Source organism: Dyella agri, assembly GCF_044904705.1.
Classification (GTDB): Bacteria; Pseudomonadota; Gammaproteobacteria; order Xanthomonadales; family Rhodanobacteraceae; genus Rhodanobacter_A; species Rhodanobacter_A agri.
Genome location: NZ_JADIKL010000002.1, coordinates 637,121 through 656,377, shown reverse-complemented (window position 1 = coordinate 656,377; position 19,257 = coordinate 637,121). Strand labels below are relative to the sequence as shown.

General features: G+C 67.9%; 17 protein-coding genes. 8 read left to right on the top strand and 9 right to left on the bottom strand.

Annotated elements, in window-relative coordinates; translation table 11 throughout:
• Window positions 1-4: 4 nt before the first annotated feature.
• Both ISP14_RS05415 and ISP14_RS05410 read right to left on the bottom strand, forming a co-directional pair.
• Window positions 5-1,078 (bottom strand): glycosyltransferase family 9 protein, encoded by a 1,074-nt coding sequence (locus ISP14_RS05415; protein ID WP_404536883.1) that lies wholly within the window; start codon window positions 1,076-1,078, stop codon window positions 5-7.
• Window positions 1,079-1,183: 105 nt separating this feature from the next.
• Window positions 1,184-3,022 (bottom strand): monovalent cation:proton antiporter-2 (CPA2) family protein, encoded by a 1,839-nt coding sequence (locus ISP14_RS05410; RefSeq protein WP_404536881.1) that lies wholly within the window; start codon window positions 3,020-3,022, stop codon window positions 1,184-1,186.
• Between the two features lie 98 nt (window positions 3,023-3,120).
• Here ISP14_RS05410 and ISP14_RS05405 point away from each other — a divergent pair, with 98 nt between their 5' ends.
• On the top strand, window positions 3,121-3,909 hold the full coding sequence (locus tag ISP14_RS05405; RefSeq protein WP_404536879.1) for a glutaminyl-peptide cyclotransferase: 789 nt from the start codon (window positions 3,121-3,123) through the stop codon (window positions 3,907-3,909).
• A gap of 76 nt (window positions 3,910-3,985) precedes the next feature.
• On the opposite strand, the gene ISP14_RS05400 is transcribed toward ISP14_RS05405, so the two are convergent.
• The 3 genes from ISP14_RS05400 to ISP14_RS05390 form a co-directional block, all read right to left on the bottom strand.
• Window positions 3,986-5,311 carry an alpha-galactosidase gene (locus tag ISP14_RS05400; RefSeq protein ID WP_404536878.1) on the bottom strand — a complete coding sequence of 442 codons (1,326 nt, stop codon included), beginning with the start codon at window positions 5,309-5,311 and terminating at the stop codon, window positions 3,986-3,988.
• 92 nt (window positions 5,312-5,403) lie between these two features.
• Window positions 5,404-6,603 carry a glycoside hydrolase family 27 protein gene (locus ISP14_RS05395; protein ID WP_404536877.1) on the bottom strand — a complete coding sequence of 400 codons (1,200 nt, stop codon included), beginning with the start codon at window positions 6,601-6,603 and terminating at the stop codon, window positions 5,404-5,406.
• A gap of 286 nt (window positions 6,604-6,889) precedes the next feature.
• Window positions 6,890-7,768: a LysR substrate-binding domain-containing protein gene (locus ISP14_RS05390; protein ID WP_404536876.1), complete on the bottom strand. Its 879-nt coding sequence runs from the start codon at window positions 7,766-7,768 to the stop codon at window positions 6,890-6,892.
• A 108-nt stretch (window positions 7,769-7,876) separates the two neighbouring features.
• Between ISP14_RS05390 and ISP14_RS05385 the strand changes: the two genes are divergently transcribed.
• From ISP14_RS05385 to ISP14_RS05375, 3 genes are read left to right on the top strand one after another with little or no spacing between them, the layout of a single operon-like run.
• Window positions 7,877-8,203, top strand: coding sequence for a carboxymuconolactone decarboxylase family protein (locus ISP14_RS05385; protein WP_404536875.1), 327 nt, complete (start codon window positions 7,877-7,879; stop codon window positions 8,201-8,203).
• A gap of 5 nt (window positions 8,204-8,208) precedes the next feature.
• Complete coding sequence (locus ISP14_RS05380) at window positions 8,209-8,760, top strand: DUF4865 family protein (protein WP_404537135.1); 552 nt, start codon at window positions 8,209-8,211, stop codon at window positions 8,758-8,760.
• A gap of 31 nt (window positions 8,761-8,791) precedes the next feature.
• A complete protein-coding gene (locus tag ISP14_RS05375) occupies window positions 8,792-9,172 on the top strand; it encodes a tautomerase family protein (RefSeq protein ID WP_404536874.1) in 381 nt (126 codons plus the stop codon).
• 6 nt (window positions 9,173-9,178) lie between these two features.
• Here the strand turns inward: ISP14_RS05375 and ISP14_RS05370 are convergent, their stop codons facing one another.
• Complete coding sequence (locus ISP14_RS05370; protein ID WP_404536873.1) at window positions 9,179-10,117, bottom strand: alpha/beta hydrolase; 939 nt, start codon at window positions 10,115-10,117, stop codon at window positions 9,179-9,181.
• A gap of 163 nt (window positions 10,118-10,280) precedes the next feature.
• Window positions 10,281-10,865: a TetR/AcrR family transcriptional regulator gene (locus tag ISP14_RS05365; protein WP_404536872.1), complete on the bottom strand. Its 585-nt coding sequence runs from the start codon at window positions 10,863-10,865 to the stop codon at window positions 10,281-10,283.
• Window positions 10,866-11,018: 153 nt separating this feature from the next.
• Here ISP14_RS05365 and ISP14_RS05360 point away from each other — a divergent pair, with 153 nt between their 5' ends.
• Entirely contained in the window at window positions 11,019-11,444 is a 426-nt protein-coding gene (locus ISP14_RS05360) for a tautomerase family protein (protein WP_404536871.1), read from the top strand.
• A 135-nt stretch (window positions 11,445-11,579) separates the two neighbouring features.
• Here the strand turns inward: ISP14_RS05360 and hemB are convergent, their stop codons facing one another.
• Window positions 11,580-12,572 carry a porphobilinogen synthase gene (hemB, locus tag ISP14_RS05355; RefSeq protein WP_404536870.1) on the bottom strand — a complete coding sequence of 331 codons (993 nt, stop codon included), beginning with the start codon at window positions 12,570-12,572 and terminating at the stop codon, window positions 11,580-11,582.
• Between the two features lie 167 nt (window positions 12,573-12,739).
• Between hemB and ISP14_RS05350 the strand changes: the two genes are divergently transcribed.
• From ISP14_RS05350 to ISP14_RS05340, 3 genes are all read left to right on the top strand, one after another.
• The gene (locus ISP14_RS05350; protein ID WP_404536869.1) at window positions 12,740-14,347 is read left to right on the top strand and encodes a S53 family peptidase; all 1,608 of its coding nucleotides are present in this window, start codon (window positions 12,740-12,742) and stop codon (window positions 14,345-14,347) included.
• A gap of 96 nt (window positions 14,348-14,443) precedes the next feature.
• Complete coding sequence (glk, locus tag ISP14_RS05345; protein WP_404536868.1) at window positions 14,444-15,457, top strand: glucokinase; 1,014 nt, start codon at window positions 14,444-14,446, stop codon at window positions 15,455-15,457.
• Between the two features lie 68 nt (window positions 15,458-15,525).
• On the top strand, window positions 15,526-16,209 hold the full coding sequence (locus tag ISP14_RS05340; RefSeq protein ID WP_404536867.1) for an HAD family hydrolase: 684 nt from the start codon (window positions 15,526-15,528) through the stop codon (window positions 16,207-16,209).
• Between the two features lie 10 nt (window positions 16,210-16,219).
• Here the strand turns inward: ISP14_RS05340 and ISP14_RS05335 are convergent, their stop codons facing one another.
• Window positions 16,220-19,234, bottom strand: a complete 3,015-nt coding sequence (locus ISP14_RS05335; RefSeq protein ID WP_404536866.1) for a DEAD/DEAH box helicase — start codon at window positions 19,232-19,234, stop codon at window positions 16,220-16,222.
• Between the last annotated feature and the right edge of the window lie 23 nt (window positions 19,235-19,257).

The following is a 19,257-nucleotide window of genomic DNA, read 5'->3' as shown; positions in this document are numbered from 1 at the left end:
GGCGTCAGGCCACCGCCCGCCAGCGCGTATGGCGCGGCGGCAAGCTGCGCCACGCGTCGGCAATCTGTTCCACGCCGAGCGCATCCACCCGCGTGCCGTGCGGCGGGCCGCCCAACACCGTCACCATGCCGCCTGGCGCGGCGCGCGGCGCCCAGTGCGCTGGCGAGGCCGCCCCGAACATCACCACCAGCGGACACCCCACCGCCGCGGCGAGATGCGCCGGCCCGGTGTCCACCGACACCATGCTGTGCGCCATGCCCAGCAACGCCTTCAGGCGCGGCAGCGGCAATTCGTCGGCGACCGACATCACCGCCTCGCTGGCGGCGATAGCGCGGATGCCTTCCAGATAGTCGGCCTCCTGCGGACTGCCGCACAACAACACGCGTGCCGACGGCAGCGTCTCCAGGATCGTCCAGGCCAGCGCCGCCCAGCACTGCACCGGCCAGGCCTTGTCGTCGTCCTCGATCGCGCGCACCCCGTTCCAGCGCAGGGTGCGCTTGTTGGCCGGCTGCAGCAGCACCAGCGGGCGGTCATGCAGACCGCGCGCCTGCAGCCAGCGCTCGCAGTCGTACCGCGCCGCGACATCGATCCGCAACTGCGGCGCCGCACCGGGATCGACGGCCAGCGCGTCGCAGCGGCCATGGAAGGCGGGAGGCGTGCAGTCGCCGAAGCGCAGCAGGTGATCGACCCAGTGCTCGCGCTCCCGCAGCGGCAGATCGACCAGGTAAGTCCTCTGCGCCGCCGGCACGCCAGCCAGCCTGAGCATGCTCTGGATGCGCATCAGCGCACGCGGCTGCGGCTCGCACACATAGACCGGGGCATCGCGGCGCTGGCGCAGCCAACCGATCGCGCGCCAGCGTTCGCGGCTTAGCAGCAGCGGCCGGCGCGGCGCCCGCAGGGTGAACACATCGGCCACCTCGGGCTGTTCTGCATACAGTTTCTCCGGCCATGTCCCGATCGCGAACAGGTCGCAGGGCTGGCTGTAGCGCTGCTGCAGCTTGTGCAACAGCGGCTGCAGCAACACGGTGTCGCCGAGGCGGCCGAAGCGGATGACGAGCGGATGTGGCGCGTTAGGCATACTCAGCGCAACGCTGCATGCAATGCCTCGTTGACGGCAGGAATTTGCGTCGAAGGAACCCCTCGATCACCGCAAGATCGAGCGACGAAATGCGCATCGCACAGGTCAGTCCGCGCTCATCTGCGGCGTCTCCGGATCGCGCTCGCGCGCCTCGCGCGCCTCCGGTTCGTCGTCGGCCTCGAACAGTTTGTCGAGGTCGGCCAGCGCTTCCTTCGTGGTCTGTACCAGCTTCGCTTCGTCGTCGTAGACGAGGTACTGCGCCTTGATGAGTTCGGCATCCTGCCGGCGGAAGCGTTCCACGCGATCCATCGCGCGCTCGGGCGTCAGGCCCAGTGCGATCAGCGTCTGCTTGCTCATCTTCAGGCTGGAGTACAGCGTCTCGCGGATCGGCTCGTCCACGCCCAGGTCCATCAACCGCCACACATGCTGGCGGTTGCGCGCACGCGCCACGATCTTCAGGTGCGGGTACATGCGCCGCACCACGCGCGCCACGTGCAGGCTGGATTCCGGTTCGTCGCTGGCCAGCACGAATACCTCGGCCTTGTCCGCCTGCGCGGCGCGCAGCAGCTCGGGGCGCGCGGGGTCGCCGTAGAAGATGTCGCTCCAGCGGCCGAAACGGCGGATCAGGTCCATCTGCTCGACCGAATGGTCCAGCGCCACGAACGGGATGCCTTCCGCGCGCAGGACGCGCGCCACGATCTGCCCCATGCGGCCGTAGCCGGCCAGGATCACCCGCGGCGAGTGCGCCACGATGGTGTCGAAAGCGCGCGCCGGCTTGCGCACTTTGTGTGCACCCAGCAGTTTCGCCAGCGCCGCCACCAGCAACGGCGTCAGCGCCATCGACAAGGTGATCGCCAGCACCAGCAGGTTGTGCTGGCGCGCGCTGATCAGCCCCTGCTCGCCGGCGAGCTTGAGCACCACGAACGCGAACTCGCCGCCGCAGGCCAGCAGCACGGCGAGGCGCAACGCATCGCCGCGCTCCAGGCGCCCCACGATGCGCCCCAGCGGCCACAGCAGGGCGCCTTTCAACAGCAGGAGCGCGGCCACCAGGCCCAGCACCAGCAGCGGCGCGCGCAGCAGCAGCGAGATGTCCATCGACATGCCCACGCTGATGAAGAACAGGCCCAGCAGCAAGCCCTTGAACGGCTCGATGTTGGATTCCAGCTCGTGGCGGTATTCCGAATCGGCGAGCAGCACACCGGCAAGGAAGGCGCCCAAGGTCACCGATACGCCGGCCAGCTCCATCAGCAACGCCACGCCCATCACCACCAGCAGCGCGGTGGCGGTGGAAACCTCCACCGCATCCGCCTTCGCCACGAAGCGGAACACCGGCCGCAGCAGGTAGCGGCCGCCGACGATCACGGCGGCGATCACGCCCACCGTGCGCAGCGCGCCCATCATGTCGAAGCCATGGCTGGCCGCGCTGCTGGCCAGCAGCGGCACTGCGGCAATCAAGGGAATCGCCGCCAGATCCTGGAACAGCAGGATCGCGAACGCCTGGCGCCCGTAGGCGGATCCGGCCTCCTTGCGTTCGCCGAGGATCTGCAGGCCGAACGCGGTGGACGACAAGGCCAGGCTGCCGCCCACGATCAGCGCCGCGCCCGGCGGGAAGCCCAGCAGCCACCAGGCGATCGTGCCGATCACCGCGCTGGTGGCCAGCACCTGCAACAAGCCGGTGCCGAACACCGGGCGCCGCATCACCCACAGCCGCTGCGGCGACAGTTCCAGGCCGATCACGAACAGCATCAGCACCACGCCGAACTCGGAGATCGCGGCGACGCCCGCGGTGTCGCCCACCAGGCGCAGCGCCTGCGGCCCGATCGCCATGCCGGCCAGCAGGTAGCCCAGCACCGAACCGAGCCGGAAACGCTTGGTCAGCGGCACCGCGACCACCGTGGCAAGCAGGAACACCACGGCAATCTGCAGGAAATGATGGCTGTCCACGTGCACTCCGGTCCGTTCGCCAGGCCCGATTATTCCACGCGGCCGCATTCACCGGCTGTGCTGCCACGCAAGGCCGCGACATGGGATCATCCACGGTCATGAAAATCCTCGCCGCCATCGCCACTGCCGCACTCGCCCTGGCCTGCATCGCGCCGGCCCACGCGCACGACGCCATCCCCGTCTACGGTTACCACGTGGTGCACAGCTACCCGCACGACACGCAGGCCTACACCGAAGGCTTGCTGTATCTGGATGGCCATCTCTACGAAAGCACCGGCCAGGTAGGCAGCTCCAGCGTGCGCAAGGTGGAGCTGGCGACCGGCAAGGTGCTGCAGCAATCGCCCACACCGTGGCCGGACTACGGCGAAGGCATCGCGGTGTGGAAGGACAAGCTGCTCCAGCTCAGCTGGAAGAACCAGGAGGGCTTCATCTACGACCTCGCCACCTTGAAGCCGCAGGCGCGCTTTCCCTATGCCGGCGAAGGCTGGGCGCTCACCAGCGACGGCAGCCGGCTCTATATGAGCGACGGCACGCCGGTGATCCGCATCCTCGATCCCGACACACTCAAGCAGACCGGCCAGATCAACGTCACCGCCGATGGCCAGCCGCTGGAGAACATCAACGAGCTGGAGTGGGTGAAGGGGCAGATCTACGCCAATGTGTGGCTCACCACGCGCATTGCGCGCATCGACCCGGCCAGCGGCAAGGTGGTGGGCTGGATCGAACTGGCCGGGCTGGTGCCGAAGCCGGAGCAGCTGGCCGACCCCACCAACGATGTGCTGAACGGCATTGCTTATGACGAGCAGCACGACCGCTTGTTCGTCACCGGCAAGTGCTGGCCCAGGCTGTACGAGATCAAACTGACCGGATCCAGACGCAAGCATTGATGCCGCGACCTCGGCCCGGGGTGCCGCCGTGGCGGCGGTTACCGGCTGGATCGGCTCCAGGAAAGCAGCCGCCGCGTCACATGCCCAGCCGCACCATGACCACGCCGTGCGGCGCCACATTCGCGGTGAAATGGCCGCTGGCGCGACCCAGCGACTTGTTCGCCCAGAGGTCGCGCACCTTGAGCGCAGCCGTGGCCGGGAAACCCAGGTCGGTCCAGTCCGCGGTGATGTCCGCCGGATGCTCGCCGCGGTTGAACAGCACCACCGCCCGGCCGCCGTCGGCCAGCGGCCTGGCCCACACTTCCAGATCGCCGTTCTTGCGCACGCGGTGCCCCGCGCGACCCAGGTTGTCCTGGTCGACGGCGATCACGTCGCGGTTGAGCAGGATGGCGCGGGTCGCGTCGCTCATGTGGGCGATATCGTTACCGGCGATCAGAGGCGCGGCGATCATCGCCCACAGACTGAACTGCGCGCGGTATTCGACGTCGCTCATGCCGCCGTTGCCGATTTCCAGCATGTCCGGGTCGTTCCAGTGTCCCGGGCCGGCATAGGCGTATAGCGATTCGGTGAGGTCGAGGATGTTGACCATGCCCAGGCTGGTGCCCTTGCGCCCCGCCCAGGCATCGTAGATGTCCTCGGTGGTGCGCCACAGGTTGCCGATCTTGGCGCCCCATTCCCACGGCATGGACTTGTCGACCATCGTGGGCCGGCTGATGCCCCAGTCGCAGATCGAGAACACGATGTCGCGCCCGGTGGAGCGCAGCGCGTCCGCCATCAGCGCGTAGGCCTCTTCGCTGTTGCGCGTGCCGGTGAAGCACCAGTCGTACTTCAGGTAGTCGACGCCCCAGCGGGCATAGGCCACGGCGTCCTGGTACTCGTGGCCCTGGCTGCCAGGGCGCCTGCCGCAGGTCATGCTGCCTGCATCCGAGTAGATGCCGAACTTCAGCCCTTTCGAGTGCACATAGTCGGCCAGCGCTTTGATGCCGGAGGGGAACTTGGCGGGGTCGGGCATCATGTTGCCGTCGGTATCCCGTTTGTCCTGCCAGCAGTCGTCGATGACGACGTACTGGTAACCGGCGTCGCGCATGCCGCTCGCCACCATCGCGTCCGCGACCGCGCGTACGGTTTTCTCGTCGATGTGGCAGCCGAACCTGTTCCAGCTGTTCCAGCCCATCGGCGGCGTCATGGCCAGGCCGTTGGCGGTGCGGGCCGGATCAAGGGACGGCCGGAAGATCGATCGGTTCGGCCCCATCTCCATGTTGAACAGCTTCTGGCTGCCCGGCTCGTTGCCCGGCGGCGTCTGTGCCGCGGCGCGCATTGCCGGCAGCAACAGTAACAGCAGGAACGCGAGCGCACACGGCACGGATGCATGGCCGTGAATTCCAACGCGCATGTTGGGCATGATGATTTCCTTTAACGCGTTGGTATTCCGGACACGACCGATCAGGCGCCCCTGGCCGCCCGTTGCAGGGCGTCCAAAGGCGCGACCGAGGGTTACGCGCCGCGAATGCGATACATGGCGCTGGCGTGCGGCTGCAGCTTGACCGCGATGCTGCCGTCGCCGGCGTGGTCGCTGTGCAGCCACAGATCGCGCGTCTCGTAGCGTCCCGCCTTCAGGCCGATCTCGGCCGGGGTCACACTGACGTCCTGCGCATTGTCAGTTTCGTTGAACACCACCACGGCGCGACTACCGTCCTTGAGCGGCTTGACGATCACGTGGATGCCGCTGGCGTCGCGCACCTGGTGTCCTTGCACGCCGAGCAGGTCCTGATCGACAGCGATGACTTCCTTGTTGAGCAGGATGTCCAAGGCCGCGGGCTTGATCTTGCGCAGGTCGGTGCCGATCAGCAGGGGCGACGCCATGATCGACCAGAGGCTGAAATGGCTGCGGTATTCGACATCGGTCATGCCGCCATTGCCGACCTCGAGCATGTCCGGGTCGTTCCAATGCCCCGGCCTTGCGTAGCGATCGAGCACCACATTCTGCTTGAAGACTTTCAGCATCGACGCATAGTTGTCGCTGATGTCGCCGGTGGTGCGCCAGGACTGTGCGTCGACCGGCGGCTTGCCGGCCCACAGCCACGGCTTGTTCTCGCCCCACTCGCAGACGCTGAAGAAGATCGGCCGGCCGGTGGCGCGCAGCGCGTCGGCCATCGCGGTGTAGCGCTGCAAGGCAGCGATCTTCTGGTTGTTGCAGTTGTCGTACTTGAGATAGTCCACGCCCCAAGCGGCGAAGCTCGCAGCATCTTCCTTCTCGTGCCCGAGGCCGCCGGGGAAGCCGCGATTTTCCTGCAGCGGCTCACAGGTGGAGGTGCCGGCGCTGGAATAGACGCCGAACTTGAAGCCGCGCGAATGGATGTAGTCGGCCAGCGCCTTCATCCCGCTAGGGAAGCGCTTGGGGTTGGCCTGCAGCTTGCCGTTCTTGTCGCGCTGCCAGTTCGCCCAGCAATCGTCGACGTTGACATAGCGATAGCCGGCATCGCGCAGGCCCAGGCTGACGATCTTGTCCGCGATACCGCGGATCATCTGTTCATTGAACTCATCGCGGCAATGCGTGGAGTTCCAGTTGTTGAAACCCATCTGCGGAACGGCGCCCAGCCGTTCCGGCGAACTTGCGGCGGCCGGCAACGAAAGGCCGAGGCACAGCACGGAAAACAAGGTGACTTTGGCGACGAACGGGTTCACGCGCTTCATGGACAGATACTCCCGAGACAAGGACTTCCGAATCACTGCGGTGGGTATGCGTGCGACGTGTGGCCAAAACCGTACCGCCGAATCCTGGCGGGACAGCCGCGGAGTTGCCCGTCATCGACCGGTGCTCACTGCCGGATGAGCTCGCTCCCCACGGGCGACGCTTCACGTAAGATGACCGATCATCATATAAACATACAATATTTGGCAAGCCGCCCAGGATCATGCGGCACGCCCCGGAAATGCGCAGCCCAACGCCGGCGAGCGTTCCCGGAAGTGCAGGCCGCGGTCAGCGCGCCGCGAGCGTCCGCACGATGATGCGCGCCAGTTGCGCCACGGCGGGTGCAGGTTCTGCTTCAGCGCGATACAGCGACAAGCCCAGCATCGGCAACGCGGGCAACCCGGCTTCCTTCGCGGTCAACGCCTGGACCCCATCCGGCAGCCCCAGCGGCGTGCGCACGCTCACGCCCAATCCCGCCCTCACCGCTGCCCAGGTCCCGGCGAGGCTGGCGCTGCTGAAGGCGATGCGCCAGGCGATGCCGGCGCGATCCAAGGCATCGATGGCGGCGCTGCGCAGCAGACAGGGCGATTCCAGCACCGCCAGCGGCAGCGGCTCGCCGCGCCGGTATGGCTTCGTCGCCGACGCTGCGGCCGCGCCGATCCAGCGCACCGGCCACCGCCCGACGCGTTCGGCGCGCGCGCCTGCCGCGTCGGCTTCCCATGCCAGCGCCAGATCAAGCTTTCCTTTGTTCACGCCGTCGAGCAACTCCGCGTTGCGCGCGATGCGCACCTCGATGCGCAGCTTGGGATGCGTCCGCGTGAAGCCGCCGAGCACCGCGGGCAGCAGGCTTTCGCCAAAGTCCTCCTGCATGCCAAGCCGTACGCGTCCCGCCAGTTCCACGCCGCGGATGGCGGCGACAGCCTCGTCATTCAGTTCCAGCAGGCGCCGCGCGTAGCCCAGCATCGTTTCGCCCGCCTCGGTGAGCGCCATGCCGCGACCGGCCTTGCGCAGCAATGGCGTGCCGGCCTGCTGCTCCAGCTTCTTGAGTTGCGCGCTCACCGCCGAGGTGGAGCGGTTCAGGCGCTCGGCCGCCTGCGCGAAGCTGCCCAGTTCGACGCCGGTCGCGAAGCTGCGCAAGGTGTCGATATCGAAGTTGAGGCGCGGCATGGCTACGATCCTATTTTTCGGGATTATGAGTGCTGAATTTCCCGATTTTCAGGACCATCATCGGCCGCTATCGTGGCTTCCGTCAAATGCACGCCGGAGATTTCCCAGATGGCCCACGACCCGCATTACGCACGCAAGAGCATCGGCGAGATCGCTCCGAAACTGGCCGCCCTCACCGACGAGGTACTGTTTGCCGACATCTGGTCGCGTGCGGAACTCGGCCCGCGCGAACGCAGCATCGCCACCGTGGCGACGCTTGTCGCCTTGAACCGCACCGAGCAGCTGCCGTTCCACCTCGACCGTGCCCGCGACAACGGCCTTGGCGACGATGAACTGGTCGAACTCATCACTCATCTCGCGTTCTACGCCGGCTGGCCAAGCGCGTTCTCGGCCATCGGCGTGCTGCGCAAGCTGCGAGAGGAGCGCACATCGTGATCGCGATGCAATACACCATCGCCCTGCCCGCCGATTACGACATGGCGATCATCCGCCACCGCATCGCGGACAAGGGCCATCTGCTGGACGATTTCCCCGGCCTCGCATTCAAGGCGTGGCTGTACGCCGCACGGGACGATGGCGCGCTGCCCGGCAGCGACAACCTCTACGCACCGTTCTACCTGTGGCGCGACAGCGCAGGCATGAGCGCCTTCCTCGGCGGCGCCGGTTTCGCCGCGCTGTCGCACGACTTCGGACGCCCCAAGGTGTACAGCTGGATACCATGGCAGGCGGAACTGGCTGGCGACCTGCGTGGTGCAACCTTTGCCACGCGGGAGATCGCACCGCTTCCCGGGCACGCGGACCTGGCGGCGTGGCAGCGCAAGGAGGCCGAGGCCGCGCGCACTGCCATGGCGGATGGCGCGCTTGCCGCGGTGACGGCCTGCAACCCGGCCGACTGGACACTGGTGCGCTTCCGGCTCTGGCCGGAAATGCGCACCGAACTCGCTGGCGCAGGACAGGCCTACCGCGTCGGCCACTTATCGCAACCGCGGTGACGCACCGCACGACAACCGCTGGAGAAAACCCATGCCACTCGTCCGTATCTCGCTGCGCCGCGGCAAGTCCGCGGCCCATCTCGCCGCCCTGCGCAACGGCATCTACGCTGCCATGCGCGAAACCTTCAACGTGCCGGAAGACGACCGCTTCATCCTGATCCACCAGCACGATGCCGAAGAGTTCGACTGCGACCCGCATTACCTCGGCATCGCGCGCAGCGACGATCTGGTGATCGTGCAGATCACCTGCAACAACTCACGCACGGTGGCGCAGAAGCAGGCGTTCTATCGCTGCGTGGCCGAAAAGCTCGCCGCCGACCCCGGTTTGCGGCCCGAGGATGTTTTCATCAACCTGCTGGAGACGGCCAAGGAAAACTGGTCGTTCGGCAATGGCATCGCGCAGTACGCGTGAACGGCCTCAGCGGGGAAGCACGCCGATCGTCCGCATCCACGCATCCGCCAGATCGGTCCAGTGGGTGATCGGCTTGTCCGTGCGCCGCACGCCGAAGGCATGGCCGCCTTGCGCATACAGGTGCATCTCCGTCGGGACGTCGGCCTTCTTCAGCGCGGCGAAATAGACCAACGCCTGCTGCACGCCATCCACGTTGTCGTTCTCGGCCTGCACGATGAAGGTAGGCGGCGTGTCGTGACTGACTGGCACGTTGGGATTCAACTTGCCGTTGTCCAGCGCGAGGTGCCCTGGATAGATCGCCATCGCGAAATCCGGGCGCGCGCTTTCCTTGTCGGCCGCGTCCACCGGTTTGTACAAGCGCTTGTCGAAGTGCGTGCTGATTTCCGCCACCAGGTAGCCGCCGGCGGAGAAACCGACCACGCCGACCTTGCGGGGATCGATGTTCCATGCCTTTGCGTGCAGGCGCACCAGGCCCATCGTGCGCTGCACGTCCTCCAGCGCCATGGTCGGCACCTGATAGTTGTGCGGCCGGCTGTCGCTGTGCCAGTCGTACGGTGCACTCGGCACGCGGTATTTGAGCAGCACGCAGGTGACGCCGCGCGAGGTCAGCCAGTCGCAGATCTCGGTGCCTTCCAGGTCGATGGCCAGGATCTCGAAGCCACCACCCGGGATCACCACCACCGCAGCACCGGTGTTTTTTCCCTGCGGCGCATAGACCGTCATGGTGGGCTGCGACACGTTACGCACGGCGGTCACGGTCTTGCCGGCGAGCAGCGTGCTGCCCGTCTCCGCCTTCTCCGGCCCCGGCATCGCCTTCATGTCGGGCGGCGTGCCTGGCCACAGCGGCATCTGCACGTGGCCGGCGCCCGGCTGCCATGCCGCCGACTCCGCGTGCACGCTGGCACCCGCGACCCATAGCAACAATGCAACGCTCCACAGCTTCATGACACTCCCTCGCCTGGCATCTGGCCAGGCATGCGTGTTCAAGGCGGAAAACCAGACGCCAGCTTGCCGATTGACGCGGCCCGGCCGCGGCCGCCGCTGTGGTTTTTTGCGGGCAAGATCGTTGCGGCCACTATCGGCACCGCGACCCGCCGCTGCGATGGCATCAACGCGCTTCCGGCCCTTCCAGCGCGAGCGCCGCCTTGCGCACGGCCGCGGCGATCGCATCGCTGGTGGCGGGGTCCTGCACTGCACGCGCCATCGTGACCCCGCCCACGAGCAGCGCCAGCAGCGCGATCGCCTCCTCGCGCCGCGCCTTGGGTTTGCCGGCCAGCCCGGCGGCCATGGCCTCGATGACCGTGTGCAGCTCCACTTCGTACGCATGCCTTGCCTCGTCGCTGGCACGCGCCACTTCGCTGGAGAGGCTTTGCAGGGCGCAGCTGTCGGCCAGGTCGCAGGTACGGCGGTCGCCCAGGTAGAAGTCGACGAAGCCGCTGCGCCAGCGGCTGCCCAGCTGCTCGCGCATCTGCTCGACGCCATGCCGAAGATCCGCCATCCCCACGACGACCGCTTCGCGGAAAGCATCGGCCTTCGACTTGAAGTGCGCATAGAACGCCCCCGACGTCACATTCGCGCCCTTGGCCAGGCCATCGACGCCGCTGCCGCCGAACCCCTGGCTGCGGAACGCGCGCCCCGCGCTTTGCAGGATCTTCGCCCTGCCCGCTTCTTTCTGTCCCGCCTTGTGTGCCATCGGAGCCTCCGGATAACGATCGCAATGTGGCGCTTGACTACATAACGATCGTTATGAAACGATCGCCGCGTCACGGTCGTTATATGGCGAGCGTGGCGCAGTCGCAAGGTTTACGACCCGATCAATCCACCGGATTTCCTAGGAGTTATTGCCATGCCCATTTCCATTCAGCTCAGCCAAGGCCTGCTCACCCCGCAAGGCGAGCGCGAAGTGTTTCCCCTCATCGCCGATGCGTTGCTGCGCGCGCATGGCCTCGACGGCAACGCCTTCATGACGCCGAACGTCATCGGCCACGTGACGGTGAGCCCGGAGTCGGCCAGCTACGCCGGCGGCCGGCCGCAGTCGCTTGCCGTCGTCGAGGTGAAGGTACCGGCGACGACGTTTCCCGACGCCAGCGTCAAGCAGGCCTTCGTCGGCGAAGTCACCGACATCATCGACCGGCTCAAGGCCAGCCCGCACCCGCGCGAACGCACCTTCGTCAACGTGACCTACGCGCTCGACGGAGCCTGGGGCATCGGCGGCAAGGCATACACCAACGAAGAGCTGGGCGCCGCGATCCAGCAGGCCGCCACGGGCTGATACCCACAGGCCCCTGAAGTCTCTGATGGCCTACACCGTCAGGAACGGCGCCCCGGTGATCGAAGCACCTTGAAAAGTGGCCGTACTGCGGGCCTGTCTATGGATGACAGGCCCGTTCTGCGAATGGCGCTGGGTTCACTCTCCGCGCAACCACTTCGCCGCATCCACTGCGAAGTAGGTGAGGATCGCATCGGCGCCTGCGCGCTTGAACGCCGTGAGCGTTTCCAGCACCACGGCCTTCTCGTCCAGCCAGCCGTTCTGTGCGGCGGCCTTGAGCATCGCGTACTCGCCGCTGACCTGGTACACGAAGGTGGGCATGCCGAACGCATCCTTCACCCGGCGCAACACGTCGAGGTAAGGCAGGCCCGGCTTCACCATCACCATGTCCGCGCCTTCCTGGATATCCAGCTCGACTTCGCGCAGCGCCTCGTCGCTGTTGGCGACGTCCATCTGGTAGGTGTGCTTGTTGCCCTTGCCGAGGTTGGCGGACGAACCCACCGCATCGCGGAACGGGCCGTAGAAGCTAGATGCATATTTCGCTGAGTAGGCGAGGATGCGGGTGTGGATATGGCCGGCTTCCTCCAGCGCCTCGCGGATCGCACCGACGCGGCCGTCCATCATGTCCGAGGGCGCCACTACGTCCATGCCGGCCTCGGCCTGCGCCAGCGACATCTTCACCAGCGCCTCGACGGTGGGCTCGTTCATCACGTAGCCGTGCGCGTCGATCAGGCCGTCCTGGCCGTGCGTGGTGTAGGGATCCAGCGCCACGTCGCCGATCAGGCCCAGGTCGGGGTACTTCGCCTTCAACGCGCGAGTGGCGCGGTGCATGAGGTTGTCGGGGTTCCACGCCTCGCGCGCGTCCTCGCTCTTCACGTCCTGCCCCGGCGAGGGAAACAGCGCCAGCGCGGGAATGCCCAGCCGCACGCATTCGCCGGCAAGCTTCAGCAGCTCGTCGATGGAGAGCCGGTCTACGCCCGGCATCGATGGCACCGCCTCGCGCCTGCCTTCGCCCTCGATCACGAAGGCCACCATGATGAGATCGGTGGGCAACAGGCTGTGCTCGCGCATCAGCGCACGGGAGAAGGCGTCGCGGCGCATGCGGCGTGGACGGATCGCGGGAAAGCTCATGACGTGGTCTCGCGTGAATGTCGGCGCATTTTAGCGCCGCACGCCGTGAAGCACGGCCGATGGGGACGGTTTGCCGCAGCAGCGGCATACGAAGCGTCAACATCAAACGCACGCCATGCACACACGGCTCGGTGCAGGCTCGCCGCGTGTCCACCGGAGCCATCGTCATGAATACCCCCGCACATCACGCCCTTCATGCCGGCCGTCCCCTTCCCGCCGGGGCGCGCTACCTCGGCCCGCACACCAGTCGCACGCCGCTCAAGGTCACCGTGGTGTTCCGGCGCATGGGCGAACCGCCTGTCCCGGCGGCATGGCCACAGTCCCCGCGTTGGCCACGCGGCGAATTCGGCGCGCACTGCGGCGCCGACCCGGCCGACATCAACAAGCTGCGCAACTACGCCAACCTGCACAATCTCAAAGAAACCGGCTGCGAACCGCATCGGCGCGTGATGCATCTCAGTGGTTCGGTGGACGCGCTGCAGCGCGCGTTCGGCGTGCAGCTCGGACGCTACCGGCTGCCCGGCCTGAGCCGCTACGTCGTGGGTTGCGAACAAGCAGCTACCTTGCCGGCCGAGCTCGCGCCCTCGGTACTCGCGGTGCTGGGCCTGGATCGCCGCCCGGTGGCGAAGGCGCACTTCCGCAAGGCGCTGGCGACGCCGAACCAGACCTACACGCCACTCCAGATGGGGCAGCTCTACGCCTTCCCTCCGAACACCGACGGCAGCGGCCAGTGCGTGGCGCTGATCGAGCTGGGCGGCGGCTTCAGCCAGGCCGACCTCACCACTTACTTCACCGCGCTGGGCATCGCCACGCCGCCCACGGTGACCGCGGTGTCGGTGGCCGGCGGCAAGAACAGCCCGGGCGGCGCGGCCGATCCGGAAGTGATGCTGGACATCGAGATGGTGGGCGCACTGGCACCCGGCGCGGCGATCGCGGTGTACTTCGCGCCGAACACCGACCAGGGTTTCTACGAAGCGATTTCGCAGGCGGCGCACGACGCCACGCGCAAACCATCGATCATCTCGATCAGCTGGGGCGGGCCGGAGGACAGCTGGAGCGCCAGCTCGCTCGCCGCGATGCAGAGCGCGCTGGAAGACGCCGCCGCACTCGGCGTCACCGTGACCGCCGCCGCGGGCGACAGCGGCTCCAGCGACGGCGAGAGCGACGGCCAGCCACACGTGGATTTTCCCGCCTCCAGTCCGTATTCGCTGGCCTGCGGCGGCACCACGCTGACCGCCAGCGCAAGCGCGATCACCAGCGAAACGGTATGGAACGAGACCGCCGCCAACGAGGGCGCCACCGGCGGCGGCGTCAGCGTGGACTACGCGCTGCCGACATGGCAGCAAGGCAGCAACGTACCGAAGGCGGCAAACGGCTACGCGGGCCGCGGCGTTCCCGACGTCGCCGGCGACGCCGACCCGCTCACCGGTTACCAGGTGCGGGTGGACGGGCAGGACGAAGTGATCGGCGGCACCAGCGCAGTGGCGCCACTGTGGGCTGCGCTGCTGGCGCGCTGCAACCAGTCGCTGGGGCGCGCCGTGGGCGATGTGCACGCCGCGCTTTACCAGATCGGCGAAACCGCCTTCCACGACATCACTCAAGGCAACAACGGCAGTTACGCCGCGGCCACGGGTTGGGATGCCTGCACCGGTTTGGGCAGCCCGGACGGCCAGATGCTGCTGGCCGCGCTGGCGGCACAGAGCCCGCCCGCGGCGGGCGCGCCTTCTGCCGGATCGGGCAAGAAGCACCATCCCGGGCGGGGACGGCACGCCTGAGTCGTCTACGCGCACCATACGTATGCATACAGTGGACGCGCACCGGCCTGACAAGGCACGCTTACCCTTTACGCGTTGCCACAGGCTGTCCCCCCGATGCCCCACGGAACCCCTTCCACCCTGCTTGCCGACCTGGGCGGCACCAACGTGCGCTTCGCGCTGGCCGGCGCCGACACTGCCACGCCGCTGGTCATGGACAGCATCCGGCGTTACCGGGTGAAAGACTTCCCCGCGCTGGCCGACGCCGCGCGGCAGTACTTCGCCGACACCGGCTGCGCCGCCTCGCAGGCGGTGATCGCCGCGGCAGGACGCATCGCCGGCGGCGAGACGGTGAAGGTCACCAACAATCCGTGGGCGATTTCAGCGCCGGCACTGCAGGCCGAGCTGCGCATGGACGCGGTGCAACTGGTCAACGACTTCGCCGCGCAGAGCATGGCGGTGCCGTTGCTGGCCGCCGACGCATTGTCGCCAGTCGGCACGCTGACGGCGCCGGCACTCGGCAGCGAGCACCCCCAGACCTTCGTGGTGATGGGGCCGGGCACTGGCCTCGGCGTGGCCGGCCTGCTGTGGCGCGACGAACAGTGGATCGTGCTGGAGAGCGAAGGTGGCCACGCCGGCTTCGCCGCACACACCACCGAGGACATCGAGATCCTGCATCGGCTCAACGCGCGCTTCGGCCGCGTCTCCAACGAGCGCATGATCTGCGGCAACGGCCTGGTGAACCTCTACCTCGCACTCGCCGACATCGCCGGCCAGCCGGCCGAGGAATACACGCCCGAGGACATCACCGCACACGCCGAGGACGGCAGCGACCCGCTGTGCGTGCGCACGGTGGAGACGCTGGCCGGCATCTTCGGCAGCGTCGCCGGCGACTTGGTGATGAGCCTGGGCGGCTGGGACGGCGTCTACCTCACCGGCGGCGTGTTGCCGTTTCTGCTGCCGTGGCTGCATCGCGGCGGTTTCCGCGAACGCTTCGAAGCCAAAGGCCGCTTCCGCGAGACGATGGAGCGGGTGCCGACGCTGGCGATCGTGCACCCGGAACCGGGCCTGCTCGGTGCGGCGGCGATCGCCCTGCGCGCTGCCGGCCAAAGCCTGCGGTCGTCGCACTGAAGGTACTTACGCGCGCATAACGCGCGCACCAGCACCATCATCCGTTTCGCCCTCGACACGGATTGCCTATGTCACGCCACGAAAACGCCTTCCTGTTCGACCTCGACGGCACCCTCGTCGACAGCGTCTACCAGCACGTGCTGGCGTGGAAGGAAGCGCTGGACAGCGAAGGCATCGACCTCTCGGTGTGGCGCATCCACCGCCGCATCGGTATGAGCGGCGGTCTGTTCACCCGCATGCTGCTGCGCGAGATCGGGCAGGAAATCAGCGAGGAACGCCGCACCCGGCTGTACGACGCGCATGCGACCGCCTTCAACCGCTTGCACCTGCAAGGCGGAGTGAAGCCTCTGCCCGGCGCGCGCGAATTGCTGGCATACCTCACCGCAGAGGGGATTCCCTGGGCGATCGCCACCAGCGGCCAGATGCGCACCGCGATCCACAATCTCGAGGCACTCGGCGTCGATCCCTCCAAGGTGCCCGTGGTGACCCGCGACCAGGTGCGCCACGCCAAACCCGATCCCGATCTGTTCATCGCCGCCGCCGAGCGGCTGGGCGTGGACATCCACAAAGCCATGGTGGTGGGCGACAGCGTGTGGGACATGCTCGCCGCGCAGCGCGCCCGCGCGCTGGGCATCGGCTTGCTCTCCGGCGGTTATGGCGAAGAAGAACTCGCCCGCTCCGGCGCGTTCCGCGTGTACGAGGATCCGGCGGACATGCTCAAGCGCATCGACGAGGTGGCGGCGCGCGGCTGAATCCGCGCGCTCAGCCCGGCGCCAGCAGTGCGTCCAGATCGGACTGGTCGAAGCTGAGCTTCTCGCGGCTGCCGCCGCCTTCCAGCACGGCCTCGGCGAGTTCGGCCTTGCGCGCCTTCAGCTCTTCGATGCGCTCCTCCACCGTGCCCGCGGTGATCAGGCGGAACACGAACACCGGCTTGTCCTGGCCGATGCGATGCGCGCGGTCGCTGGCCTGCGCCTCGGCGGCAGGGTTCCACCACGGGTCGTAGTGGATCACGGTATCGGCGGCGGTGAGGTTGAGGCCCACGCCGCCGGCCTTCAGCGAGAGCAGGAACAACGGTACTTCGCCCTGCTGGAACTGCTGCACCGGCGTGGCGCGGTCGCGCGTTTCGCCGGTGAGGGTGACGTAGGGGATGCGGCGGCGGTCCAGTTCGTGCGCAATCAGCTTGAGCATGCCGGTGAACTGCGAGAACAGCAGCACTTTGCGGCCTTCGTCCAGCAACGGCGGCAACATGTCCATCAGCAGCTCGAACTTGGCCGAGCCGTGCACGCCGCGCGCGGCTTCCAGCTTCACCAGGCGCGGGTCGCAGCAGACCTGGCGCAGCTTGAGCAGCGCATCCAGTACCACGATGCCGGAATGCTGGATACCGCGCTGGGCGATCACCTCGCGCAGTTCCTCGGCCAGCGACAGGCGCAGGCCTTCGTACAGTTCGCGCTGGCGTCCTTCCAGCACCACGCGACGGGTGATCTCGGTCTTGGGCGGCAGTTCGGCGGCCACCTGGGTCTTGGTGCGGCGGAGGATGAAGGGAGCCAGGCGGCGGTTGAGCCGCTGCTGGCACTCCTCGTCGCGTTGCTTCTCGATCGGCACGCGGTAGTAACGGCGGAACGCGTTCTCGTCGCCGAGCAGGCCGGGCACGGACAGATCCACCTGCGACCAGAGTTCGCCCAGGTGGTTTTCCAGCGGCGTGCCGGTGAGGCAGACATGGCGGCGCGTGCGCAGGCTGAGCAGGGCGCGGCGCGCCTGGGTGCGCGGGTTCTTCACCTGCTGCGCCTCGTCCAGCACGGTGAGCGCGAACGACTGCTTGCGCAGCGGCACCACGTCGCGCGGCAGCAGCGCGTAGCTGGTGAGCACGATGTCCTGCGCGCCCAGCTGGGCGAAGGCCTCGGCACGCTGCGGGCCGTGCAAGGTGAGCACCTTGAGCGATGGCGCGAAGCGCGCGATCTCGGCCTGCCAGTTCGGGATCAAGCTGGTGGGCACCACCACCAGCGCAGGCTGGTTGAGCGCGCCGTGCTCCTTCAACGCGAGCAGGTGGGTGATGAGCTGCAAGGTCTTGCCCAGGCCCATGTCGTCGGCGAGCACGCCGCCCACGCCGGCCTCGGCCAGCGCATTGAGCCAACGCAAGCCTTCGCGCTGGTAGGGACGCAGTTCCACCGTGAGCCCCGAAGGAATCGCGTCGCTGGCGCGTTCGGCGGCATCGCGCAGACGCGCGGTGAAGCCGCGCAGCGCCTCGGGCGCCTCCAGCGCGCCGTCGCCCGGCAATGCCTCGACCAGTTCTTCCAGCCGTCCCGCCTGCACGCGCGGCAGGTGGAGTTTCTTGCGCGGCTTCTCCAGGTATTCGGCGAGCGGTGCCAGCAGGCCGCGCAACACCTTGAGGCGCACCGGCACGCGGCGGCGCTCGTCGACCGGCGCGTACCACACCGCGTCCTCCGGCTCGTTCGGCGCGGGACTGAGGTTCAACTGGTGCTCGGCCAGCGCCTGCGCCACCGCAGGCAGCAGGTTGTGACGCTTGCCTTCCAGCTCGATGCCGATTTCCAGATCGAAGGCGTGGTCGTCGGCATCCTCGGCAGCCTGCCCATACCAGCGCACCGGCCCCTCCAGCACCTCGAACGGGAAGCTCGGCGCGTACTCCAGCACGAAGCCTTCGGCTTCCAGCTTGGGTCGCAGCGCCAGCCAGCGTGCGGGCGTGTTCACTTCCAGCGCACCGGCGTGGCCGGTGCCGGGGAACAACCAGGCATCGTCGGGCAAGGTATCGGCCATGTCCCAGGGCAGGCCTTCGGTATCCACCGCGGGCGTGAGGCCGGTGCGTTCGAGCTGCTCCATGGTGGCGAGCTCTTCGGCGCGGCGGCGCGCGATTTCCACCAGCTGGCCGTTGCGCACGCGACGCACCAGCGGCTCGCCGCCGCGGCCGGGCAGGCGTTCGCCCGCGTAATCGAAGGACAGCCGCGCCCAGGCCAGCGGCGGCGTACCGGCGGCGAGGCGCGCGTGGCGGGTCAGCGCATGCAGGGTCAGCACCGGCTTGGCCGCCAGCTCGGCGCGATGCAGCTCGTCGAATACCTGCGGCGGCGGGATGCGCGCGGCCAACCGGCTCGCCGGCAGCGTCTCGGCGAGCCGGCGGCCGTATTCGTGCTTCAGCGGCGGCAGCTCCAGCCAGGCGGTTTCCTCGGGCGCCGCCTCCAGATGGCCGAGCGTGGCGTGCTCGGCGTCGAGGTACCACAGCCCGTCGATGCGCAACAGGCGCTGGCTGTGTGGAAGCTGCGGCAACAGGCGTTGGCTGCCGTCCGTTTCCAGATGCCAGTGCCAGTTGAGCGGGTGCGCCTTGCCGCGCGACAGGCGCAGGCCGGCGAGGCCGCCGAGGAAGCACGGCGCAGTATCCAGCAATTCGATCAGCAGGCTATCGCCGACGTGACCGCCCAGCCGCGCATAGCTGCGGCCTTTGCGCAGGCTCTGCGGCAGGCCCAGCACGGCGGCGGCGAGACGCTGCTCGTGCGGCGGCAACGGCGCCTGGATCAGCTGGCGGCTGTCCAGCGGCGCCGGCCGGGCGTAGCGGCCGTGCTCGGCCACGGTCAGCAGCACCGGCGCCACTTCGAGGTGCGCCCATGCGGCACCCTCCTCCGGCATCACTTCCAGGAAGAAGCCCAGCACTACCGATTCGTCGCCGCCCGACGCTCTGGGCAGTTCCAGCAGGCGCTGCCAGGCGGACGGCAGGCGCTCGTCGCGGCCCGCGAGCGGCATGGCGTGCTGTTTCCCGTCCGGCTGCTGCATGCGCATGCGCCCCGTGGCGACAA